The organism is Marinagarivorans sp., from assembly GCF_982758155.1.
On the sequence record NZ_CEXWTU010000180.1, the window covers coordinates 1 to 10,505 of the forward strand.

Annotated in this window: 7 protein-coding genes; 3 read left to right on the top strand and 4 right to left on the bottom strand. The window is 46.2% G+C overall.

What is annotated here, in order from left to right:
* On the bottom strand, window positions 1-4,191 hold a 4,191-nt coding region (locus AC3A8L_RS16070; RefSeq protein ID WP_487963289.1), incomplete at its 3' end, for an Ig-like domain-containing protein.
* Window positions 4,192-4,337: 146 nt separating this feature from the next.
* On the opposite strand from AC3A8L_RS16070, the gene AC3A8L_RS16075 reads away from it, so the two are divergent.
* On the top strand, window positions 4,338-4,565 hold the full coding sequence (locus tag AC3A8L_RS16075; RefSeq protein ID WP_487963290.1) for a hypothetical protein: 228 nt from the start codon (window positions 4,338-4,340) through the stop codon (window positions 4,563-4,565).
* A 194-nt stretch (window positions 4,566-4,759) separates the two neighbouring features.
* On the opposite strand, the gene AC3A8L_RS16080 is transcribed toward AC3A8L_RS16075, so the two are convergent.
* On the bottom strand, window positions 4,760-5,029 hold the full coding sequence (locus AC3A8L_RS16080; RefSeq protein WP_487963291.1) for a hypothetical protein: 270 nt from the start codon (window positions 5,027-5,029) through the stop codon (window positions 4,760-4,762).
* A gap of 608 nt (window positions 5,030-5,637) precedes the next feature.
* Between AC3A8L_RS16080 and AC3A8L_RS16085 the strand changes: the two genes are divergently transcribed.
* On the top strand, window positions 5,638-7,518 hold the full coding sequence (locus AC3A8L_RS16085) for a glucuronyl esterase domain-containing protein (RefSeq protein ID WP_487963292.1): 1,881 nt from the start codon (window positions 5,638-5,640) through the stop codon (window positions 7,516-7,518).
* Between the two features lie 1,036 nt (window positions 7,519-8,554).
* Entirely contained in the window at window positions 8,555-9,514 is a 960-nt protein-coding gene (locus AC3A8L_RS16090; RefSeq protein ID WP_487963293.1) for an aldo/keto reductase, read from the top strand.
* Window positions 9,515-9,555: 41 nt separating this feature from the next.
* On the opposite strand, the gene AC3A8L_RS16095 is transcribed toward AC3A8L_RS16090, so the two are convergent.
* Together AC3A8L_RS16095 and AC3A8L_RS16100 are read right to left on the bottom strand one after the other, a co-directional pair.
* Window positions 9,556-9,945, bottom strand: a complete 390-nt coding sequence (locus AC3A8L_RS16095) for a LysR substrate-binding domain-containing protein (protein WP_487963295.1) — start codon at window positions 9,943-9,945, stop codon at window positions 9,556-9,558.
* Window positions 9,946-10,055: 110 nt separating this feature from the next.
* Window positions 10,056-10,235 (bottom strand): helix-turn-helix domain-containing protein, encoded by a 180-nt coding sequence (locus tag AC3A8L_RS16100; RefSeq protein ID WP_487963294.1) that lies wholly within the window; start codon window positions 10,233-10,235, stop codon window positions 10,056-10,058.
* Window positions 10,236-10,505: the final 270 nt, after the last annotated feature.

Genomic DNA, 10,505 nt, shown 5'->3' on the forward strand with positions numbered 1-10,505 from the left:
CCCTTCTTGCGCCGAACAACCAATGGCATTTACGCGGCTATTAATGGCTGTTGTCGGGCAGGTATCTATCGCATTCACGACACCGTCAATATCTGAATCGTGAGTGTTGGCGACAACGGCTTTTGGTGTAACGGCGTTTGCCACAATACAGGTGGGGGTTATGTTTGGGGTTTCTTGCGCGTGAGAAACAATAAAACCAAAGGCAATACTTTCGCCAGGCGCTAAGTCGCGATCATCGCTGTAGCCTTTGGCTAAAAATTGTGAGGTACCGGTTTGTTGCACAATGGTATCCCAGGCTTCGCGGTATAAAACATCGCCGTTAAAGTGAATGTTTACGGTCCAATCTTGCATTGTATTTTCACCCACGTTACTCACGACAATATCTTTAGCAACAAAGCCGCCCGCCCAACGTTGTATTGCTCCAATACTACAAGTGAGTGAATGGCCAGCAATATTGACCCAAATATCTTGCGACAACGAAGCGCTACCGTTGCGGTGTATTGCTTTAGCATAAAGACGCTGGCGGCCGGGGTTATCGGAATGCAATAGGGTGTTAAACGGGGGCTTATTCGTTGTTGCAATAGGCTTATCATTCGCGTAATAAATAACGCGGGTAATATTTTCAAGCGATGCCCCTATACCGAGCGGAATAGCGTTGGGTGCAAGGGTATCGTTAGCGATAAAGGTATTGATTGCCAACGCGGGTATGGGCTCTGCGATATTACTTTCTAAATCATCAATTTGAAGAAGGTAGGCAATAAGATCATTTTTTTCTGATTTTTTTAATGTTTGGGCATTGCCATGATGTTTAAGATTAATGACATCAAGTAGTGTGGCAGCGGAGCCATCGTGAAAATAGGGCGCGCTATGCCATAGCGATTTTAGCGTTGGGGTATCAATACCATTTAGACGATGACTGTTTAAACGTTTCCCGCTGGTGATTTTAAGTGTACCGACATCATGGCGTAAACCTTGTGGGCTATCGCTAAAAGCTTGGCCGCTATGGCACTGTGAGCAATCTAATTCTTGATAAAGTTTTTTTCCGCGCTGCGCTGCGGGGGTAAGCAACCTTTGTGGATCTCGTTGCGGGCTAATACCAAATTTTGTTAAAGAGGCCGTATAAGCCGCAATGGCATCTAATGCATGTGAGCGACCAGCCTTGACGTGGTCGAGTGTATTAACAGTGTCGTCAAAATCTTTATCGTCTAATAATCCGCGGCCGTTGAATGCACCACGAATGTCATGTTCAAAATCTTGAATCTCATCAAAATTGGCGCTCCAGTGTAATCGCCCATGGGCAGTGCCGGCGCGGCCGCGTAAATCGATGGTATTACGTAGGCCTTCACCGCGATCAGAAAAATCCCATGTACGACCGTCGTGCTCGGCTTCTAGGTGGCAAGAGGCGCAGCTAATGTAACCATCCCGTGATATACGTGTATCTGATGCCGCATTAAATAATTGTTTACCTTCCAGTACCATAGCGGGCAGCTTCTCTGTGGTGACTGTCGTGTAGGTTCCCTGTATTTGAAATTGACCGAGGCTGCCTTGCGGGCCAGTGAAGATATTAACTTTTTGTACCGTTCGCGATAGATAGTTGTGAATATAAAGTGTATTACCGTAAAGGGTTAAGCCGATTGGGGTTTTGTTGGTATTTATGCGATCCAATACTTGTAGCGATTCAGTATTATAAGCGGTAATACTATTATTACCGCGGTGGCTAACGTAAGCGACGGCGCCGCTTTGGCTAAAACTTATGGCACTTGGTAATTCGTGGTTATCCGTGTCTATGCGTTTACCGGTGATTTCTAAGTTCTGTTCAATATCAATAAAAGAAATAATTGAGCGAACAGAGTTCTCAAAGGTGAGGGCTTTGCCGTCACGCATTCCGCCGCGCAGAATATTATCTTTTTTGGACCCCACCCACAGGGTTTTACCATCGGGGGCAATGGCAAGGCTGATTAAATAATTGGGTAGCCCACGCCCGTTTCTGTCGGAATCTTGATGATTATCCATGTGTAAAGGAATAACGGTTGCGTGATTAAAGGTCGTGGTGTCGACGGCGTAAACCTCGCCTTGGTGGTCTGGCGATATAAAGCGTGTGGCAAATAATCGGCTACCATCTTGGCTTATAGCAAGTGTCCGTGGCCAAGGGCCGACATAGAGTTGATCTTCAATGGTAAGTGTTTGAGTGTTTATACGATAAAGGTAGCCGGTGCCCATAGCGGCAACATAAACAGCCTGTTTGTTCGGTGCCAAAACAATGCCTTGTGGTCGGCTGCCGTGGGGGAGGGGAATCGTTTTGATGACTTTTCCGGTAGTGCTTTTTATCACCGTGATTACGGCGTCATCTTCGCTGCTGATCCAAATATTACCGAATGAATCTTGCGCTAGTGAGCGGGGGTTATCGGCAACCTTAATGTCGTAGATTTTTTTACCGTTGCTGGAATGAATCGCCGTTACACTATTGTTGTCTGGGTTTACGTTCCAGATTAACGGTTGTGCGGTGTCGCTAATAATTGTACTAGAAGAAATGCCAACGCTGTTGCTAGCTTGGCTTATAACAATATTTTGCGTTGAATAATCGCGAAGCCCTGCAGAGTTTTGTACCTTCAGTTGTACATTATAAATCCCGGTCTTCGTGTACTGATGGCTGAGCTGATGTTGCGTGCTATAGGGTGTCTCTATGCCGTCGCCCCAATTAATACTGTATTGCAGTGAGCCATCGGCTGATTGCGCCTTTATTGTAGCCTCTACTTGTTGGCAGGTTTTGCAGTGGCTACGATCCAGGCTAAAGTGAGTAATTTTTGGTGGTCGCTTTTGGCTAATGTTATCACCTGTTGAAAAGACAATGCGAAAGTCTTCCGTTAGCGCATTGCCTGCTACGTCGCTTAAACCTTCGGCAAAAATAATAAATTCGTAGGTTGTATTGTGCTCAAGCAAGGCCTTAGGTGTGATGTTGATCACATCGTGATCGGAGCTGACAATATCTACCGCTAGAGCACTTTTATGTAGGGGGCGAAGAATAATATTCTTGTTATTAATAGTTTTGATATCGAGGGTTTCTGGGATGACCACGCCAACGCGGCTGCTTACAGGCACTTGGGTGGCATTAGCGGCGGGGCTATGAAATAACACTTCGGGTGCTTGTGTATCGGGTTGGCTTTGGTGGCACCATATTCTACCGGTATCTGGGCGGTGCATACCGGCGGTAATTAATAGGTTCCCAACGGGTAAGGTGTATTCACCACCGCCTTCAGGAAACGTCGCTACTGTTTTAAAAGTATTCATATCCACTTTGGCATCGCCAATAAACATAAAGTGATCTTGAAATTGGGCGTAACGAATGCGGCCTTCAAAATCAAAGCGGCCCACATGTTTTAAGTTTTTGGGGTCGCTAAAGTCGATAATGTCTACACCGCGCTGTGCGGTGGTATCGCCATTTTGCGCGAGGATTACGTAATGCCCCCACACCGGTACGCTGTCGTAGGCTTTAATCAGCGGTGTGCCATCGGCCGTGGTACGTATGCTATCCAATAAAATCGGATTTTTGGGGTCGCTTAAGTCATAAGTGGCAACTCCCTGCGGGGTTTCGTTATCGCCGGTTACGATCAGTAAATTACCAATAAGGTTTACATGGCCTTCAAAGCCGGTATCGCTCAGCACATTAATCGTGCTTAGTTTGTCTTGATCGGGTGTGCGTAAATCGTGAACGGAGAAATGGCCGACTTGCTGATATTGGTAGGCATTAGCGACATCCGAAAAGCCGAAGGGGTAATAACTGTTAACCATATCACTGGCATTAAAAATGGGTTCGGCTTCTTTTAGCTCGGGCAGTTGTGATAAGTCGACTTGGTGCAGGCCGGACCAATGATAAAGCTCTGTTTCACCAATAAAGGTATGGGTGTGCTGCCCCTCCCAAAGGTTGTTGTCATAGCTATTCACTAAAACCGGTGAGGCTGGGTCGTCTAAATCCCACACTTTTGTCATCGAACCGCCGTGACGGTTTTGAATGAGGTAGCCGTTGTGGTAAGTAAAGAACATTGTGCGCAGGTCTTCGCCTTTTAAGCGGCTAAGTTCTTGACCTTGCTGGCAGCGGTAGTTTTGCAGGTCTAGCGATAAGGCGGGTAAAGCGGTGAGCAAAAGTAGGCCAAGTAGCAGAGTTCTTCTGATATATGTTGTATGAAAAAGCATAGGTACCACGATTTGGGCTTATAACGGGGTATAAGCAAACGGTATAGGGGGGGGGCGATATAAGGGGTATAACGATTAATATGTAACCGCATGTGGATTATGGTGCCAAAATCGTGACAAAGTAAGTACACAGCTGCAGGGGTTGGATGTTTTGTGAACTCATCGACGCTAATGCCGTGGCTTGGTTGCCGCCTGGAGCGCTTTATGGGGTAGGGCAAAGTGGCGTTGGGGCAACTTCGGAGCTTGTACCTCCAGTGCTCTATGTCGAATCTGAACCCTGCCCGCAACTCTGGGCCCCTTCCTTTAAGCCGCCCACGGTACAGCAAGGCAGCCATTTAGAAGAATTCACTACTGATATTTTGACTGCATCGTAAGTGCGTATTCATTAGCCCTAAGGGGCGTGCATTGAATAACTTCCCGTTTTTGAATCCTTGGGTGCACGCTTGCCTTCGTTAAAAATATTTGCAATAGCCGGCTATTGCGCCATATTTTCGCCTTGTCAAGCAAGTACCCAAAAATCCAAATTCCAGCAACTTATTCCGTGCACGCCCCTAGGCTGATTTAGCGGTCAGTTCATCATCCCGTTTGCTAAAACGGCAATGGCCATGCTCAAGCCTAACCACATGAATATTTTGGTGCTTTTCCACCACTCGCTGGAAAACATCTCGATATTGTTATTTCGGTAACTCGAATCAAGCCAGTATTTGATGCTGTCTGTGAAGTCTTCGAAGCTTTTGAACATTAATAGGTAAAGCACGGCGGCTGCAATAAGCCCTGCAATGATGGCTCCGGCGCCAAGGTCTAATAATCCGAAAATAAAGTGTTTGCTCTCTTCCATTGTTTAGTCCCGAAAGTTTTTAGGTGGCTAATTTGTTCGGTGAGTAACACTTGAAGGTTAGCTCACTATGGCGGGTAAAAGGTTACTTTTGTCATTATGGGTATGGATGCTACGCGACTTGAGGGGCAAATAATAATGAATATTCGAAGCTTATTCGACCTGAACAGGGCGGCTATCTAGCGCTCCGGCGTGAGCGCCCAAACGTAGACTCCCAGCCACCACGGATACCGAATAGGGGTATCGCTGAAAAAAATGTCAGAAGTGTTGGTGTTATCTAGCGGACTCCTTTATTGCCTAATTTTATTGTTATTAAATGAAGTAAAAGTTATGAGCTAAAAATTTCAAATTCATATTTTCATGCCGATATTAATAGTTTTTTGTATTTTTGTCTTATAGTTAGAAAGAAATTATATAAATTTACCTTCAATTGTTGTCTTTTTTACCCCACTTAAATATTGATTTAATAATTGTGATGCGCCACAAGAATGTGGTTTGCGTGGGCTGTGCGCAAAATTGTTGTGGGTGATATACATGAAATATAAGCCGGATTACAGGGCTTGAATGTTTCTGATGTACCAAATTCATAACAATTAATGGTCAATTATATTATGCAATATTTATCAGCTAAACGTATTCCGTTGGCGGCTGCAGTGGCTGCCGCAGCCTTGCTTTCGGCGTGTACCGGGGGCGGTGAAACTTCGTCATCTGCCGTTGCGCTCAGTAGCGAAACTACCGTGATATCGAGCAGCGCAATGGCTGTTAGTTCGAGCAGCGTGCCCGTGGTGATTAGCAGTTCAAGTATTGCGGCGTCTTCAAGTAGCGTTAACTCTTCAGGCCCTATGCCTTTTTTAATGGGGATTAATGTTGGTGGTGGTGCGATTACGGTGCAGGGTAATCCCTATATTGCCGATCGATTTGCGTCGTCGGGCACCCCGAATACTACCGATGATAGTATTGACGGCACTACGGACCAAGAGCTATATAAGTCAGAGCGCTACGGCGATTTTACTTATCAAATACCGGTGACGAATGCGACCTATGCGGTTGAGTTACATTTCGTGGAAATGTATCAAACAACGGCGGGCGCGCGTACTTTTAATGCCGGTGTAGAAGGGCAGGCGGTGTTGACCGGCTTCGATATTTTTGCAAGCCAGGGGCATGATACGGCTTACACGATTCGACAAGATAACGTTGTGGTTGATGATGAGACTTTGACCATTACACTGGAAAAACTGGAGGATAATGCAACGCTCAGCGGCATTACTGTGTACTCCTCGAATGGCGCCTTTGTCGAGCCACCGCCACCGCCACCACCACCCGTTTCGGCCGAGAACCCCGGCGCCGATTGCGTTGTGGGCGCGTTGCCCAGTGGTAATTCGCTGCCCAATAATCCAAACCTGCCAGACCCATTCACCAAGCTCGACGGTACCCGCATGACCGACAAGGGCGAGTGGCGTTGCCGCCGCCAAGAAATTTTAAAGCAGGCGTACAATTACATTTACGGTGATAAGCCGGCCAAGCCCGATAGTGTGACGGGTACCGTTAGCTCTAATAGCATCTCTGTGAATGTGACGCACGAAGGTAAAGACCTAAGTTTTAGCGCCTCTGTGACGACGCCTTCTGGCACCGGTCCATTCCCGGCTGTTATTGCATTCTCGGCGGCGCCAGAAATGTCGGCATTGTTTAGGCAAAATGGTGTGGCGGTTATTGACTTTAACTCGGCCGATTTAGCCACGGATACCAACTCGCTCAGCGGGCCATTTTTCTCGTTGTACCAAGGCCAAACAAATGCCGGCATGTTAACGGCTTGGTCGTGGGGTGTGAGCCGTTTAATCGATGTTATTGAGGCTAACCCCGGCGTGATTAATGCGCAGCGATTAGCGGTTACGGGTTGTTCGCGCTTGGGTAAAGCGGCATTTATTGCGGGTGCCTTTGATGGCCGCATTGCGCTAACTATTCCGGTGGAGTCGGGTGTTGGTGGTTTATCCTCCTTGAAGCTTATCCCTGACTTAAATGGTCCGGGTGCCGGCGGCGAGCAGCCTTCCCATGCAACCACAGGCTATCGTCCATGGTTTTCGCCCTCGGCGTTTTCCTTAGTGAATCAAACGGATAAATTACCTGTGGATACCCATGAAGTGGTGGGCCTTATTGCGCCGCGCGGGTTATTGGTGATAGATAACCATGGCCGCTTAACGGATTGGCGTGGCCTGAATTTTGAATCAACCTACGCTGCCACGATTGCGGGTAAGCGAATTTATGAAGGCTTGGGTGTTGAGGATGCCGTAACGTTTGTGGCTGAAGGGCAATCCCACTGCAGCTGGAATGGCGCCTTTAGCCAACCATTAACACAAAATATTAACCGTTTCTTACTTGGCCAGAGTGGCAATACCGGTACGGTTGCTACGGATTACGGTGCTATTAATGTTGATGAGTGGATCGACTGGACTGTGCCTAATTTGTCGGGCGAGTTAGATCTTTCTGTTGAGTAGCTTGTTCAGTTTGTAAAAAATCCGGTGCTTTGCTTGCATCGGATTTTTTATTTTTGGTGTAGGTAATTAAAATTTCCTTTTTTATTGCAAGGGCCTAGAGAGACCCTGTCGCACTCTTTTTTGGGGGTGAGGCCGGGTCTTTTGAACCGTGTTGTGCTCGTCAGTGGAGTTATCTCTGGCGCTCATTAGCGGCGCTACCTGATGTTTGTCGTATTGGAATATTGAGTACATTTTGATGTGCCTGATGAGGTGTTGCATCCAGCCGTTGGATTTTCCGTATTCAAAGTGAGTGTTTTGATTCTGTGCGGCTGTGTTGGTGGATTCACGCTTTGTGCGGGTGGTGGACGTTAATTCTGCTTGTTATTAACGATAACCTACTGATTTTTATCGCTTTTTTGTTTTTAATGCCAATTTTTACTAGCATAGTTGTGATTATCTTTGTAGTTGTCGCAGTTCTCATTTTTAACCCTAAATGCAAAAAAAATGTGATGTTAAGCAAGCTTGTATAAAAATGTAACCGTTTACATCTAGAGGTTTATGGGTGATATGTAATACATTGTGAGCCAGATTAGTGCTTTAAAAGTTCATTTCGAACCTTGAAATGGCTCAATAAAGAACGTTTTTGATAGTGAGTGAGTTTAGAAGTAAGACATTTTTGGTGTTTTGGCCACCAAATGCAAACGTTTACATTTTGCTGAATCTTAAAATACCGCCGAAAAATAGCTTCGGTTGTGATCGGGTTTAGCAGCGCAGCCACCAGGTATACGTGCAGCAAGAACGCATGTAAACCCGAGGGGCAACGCTAACAGGCAGATGAAAACGACAAGGTAAAAATGTCAAAAGGACCGGAGTTAAAGAAAGTTTAGAAACATAAAATAAAACACTACGATAGTTATCTAAGGTGTTATGTATCTCTCTTTGAGGGTCATTGAAGGCCCCCTTATTTTTAATACAGTTAGCTTCAAATTTATTGTATAGCGGTGGGTTAAAGGCATTAACTCTCGTTTTATAAAAATGAAGTATTTAGGGTACAGTCATGACGGTAATAGACAAAGTTAAACCAATTGTTGCGCAACGTCTTTTAGGTAAAAGTAAAATTCCTGTATCGGAAGTGGGTTTGGCCTGCGATCTGATTGGCCGGGAGTTTGGCGTTGAAGAAAACATGCGTGCCTTTTCCGTATTAGCTGCAGCCGATAACTGTGGTATTAATTTTTGGGATACGGCGGATGTTTATGGCAATGGTTTAAGCGAAAGCCGTCTGGGTGCTTGGCAAAAGCAAAATAATGGCAGCCGATTGATCGCGACAAAGGCAGGCCGAGCGCGTGAACTATTTCCGGATCGTCATCAATATGATCGCATGCGCCGTAGCATTGAAGGTTCCCTAGAGCGCTTGCAGGTCGACTCTATAGATGTATTACACTTGCACCGTTTACCAGAGCGCATATTGCGCAGTGAGCAGCTATGGGCATGGCTGGACGACTTTAAACGCCAAGGCCTTATTAGGCATTTTGGTGCCTGTGTGGATACCGTGGATGAAGCACTAAGCTGTATTGAGCGTACAGGTTTAACCTCAATAGAAATTGTTATTAATATTTTCCATCAAAAGCCGACCGAGCAATTATTTGCCAGCGCGCTTGAAAATGATGTTGCTATTGTGGCACGTGAACCTTTTGCGCACGGTTTGTTTAATCCCATAACGGTAAGTACTACGCCAGAGCAAAAGAAGGCTTTCAGCTACTTAGAGCGTAGCCGTTTACAGCAGCGCAGTATGTTGCAAAAAATTAAAGAACTCGTGCCTGCCGGTATGACATTAGAGCAAATGGCACTGCGTTGGTTATTAGACTTTGATCAAGTCTCGAGTGTGTTGGTGGGTGCGCTTTCTGTCGAGCAGATAAACTCTTTTGCAAAAGCGGCTGTTATGCCATCACTGCCTGAAGAATTACGCCTTAAAATTAATAGCTTCTACGATGACAATATCCGACTGTATGATGAATAATTTCTAAGGCTGTAAAACCCCTTCTTTATCGAGCGCCAGCATTAACCTTTGCTGGCGTTTTCTTTTTTGGCGCGTTGAATAAATTGTTCGATGTAATCAATTGTTTTATCCTCTTCGCGTACCCCTAAATAAATCGACTTGTTCAGGCCTTCTTTCCCCAAGCGCTTACCAACCAATGGAAGCCGCGCACCCGAGACATCCAGTAGCCATTGCGGTAGCGGTGTTACATCTCTATTCGCCGCTGCCATGTGCAATAAAATTTCTGTTGTTTCGAGCACCTTGTGTTGTTGAGGTGAGATATTTGCGGGCATTAGGAATTGGCTAAAAATATCTAAGCGCTCGGTGGCAACAGGATAGGTGTAAAGGGTTTGATCGGTGAGGTGCTTGGGTTGAATGTAAGGTTGTTGGGCCAAGGGGTGGTGTTTAGCGATGACTAAGGGGCGTGCATGAAATAACTTCCCGTTTTTGAATTCCTGGGTGCGCGCCTGCCTTCGTTAAAAATATTTGTAATAGCCGGCTATTTCGCCATATTTTCGCCTCGTCAAGCAAGCACCCACAACCCCAAATTCCAGCAACTTATTCCGTGCACACTCCTAAGTTGTTGCTCAAGCTTTTTGATTGCGTGGCTAAGGGCCGATTGCGTAAGGTGTAAAGCGCTAGCGGATTTAGTGAGTGTTCCTATGCGATCGTTCGATGCTAATGCGACAGGCTCAGCCAGCACGCTACGTTGGCCTCACATTAAAAAACGTGAGGAAAGGATTATGAACAAAAAGCGATTAATCAGGCTCGTGTGGGTTGTTGCTCTGGTTGTGTTGTTACTGCTGTCGCCAGAGGCTTTATGAGCAAAACTCGCGTCGGGAAAAAATCACGGCGTTGGTGGAATGTGTCGGGTAATATGTTGCTCAAAGGCGCATGCGCTCTGGGCAAAAACGTGTTGTTGGTACGATGTTGTGTCGGGAGCATGCATCTGCACAAGAGGGGGACGGCGGAG

What these genes read in the sequence shown, in the direction of transcription:
- AC3A8L_RS16075 (WP_487963290.1), top strand. Translation starts at nt 4,338, where the DNA reads ATGTTTTGTGAACTCATCGACGCTAATGCCGTGGCTTGGTTGCCGCCT.
- AC3A8L_RS16085 (WP_487963292.1), top strand. Translation starts at nt 5,638, where the DNA reads ATGCAATATTTATCAGCTAAACGTATTCCGTTGGCGGCTGCAGTGGCT.
- AC3A8L_RS16080 (WP_487963291.1), bottom strand. Translation starts at nt 5,029, where the DNA reads ATGGAAGAGAGCAAACACTTTATTTTCGGATTATTAGACCTTGGCGCC.
- AC3A8L_RS16090 (WP_487963293.1), top strand. Translation starts at nt 8,555, where the DNA reads ATGACGGTAATAGACAAAGTTAAACCAATTGTTGCGCAACGTCTTTTA.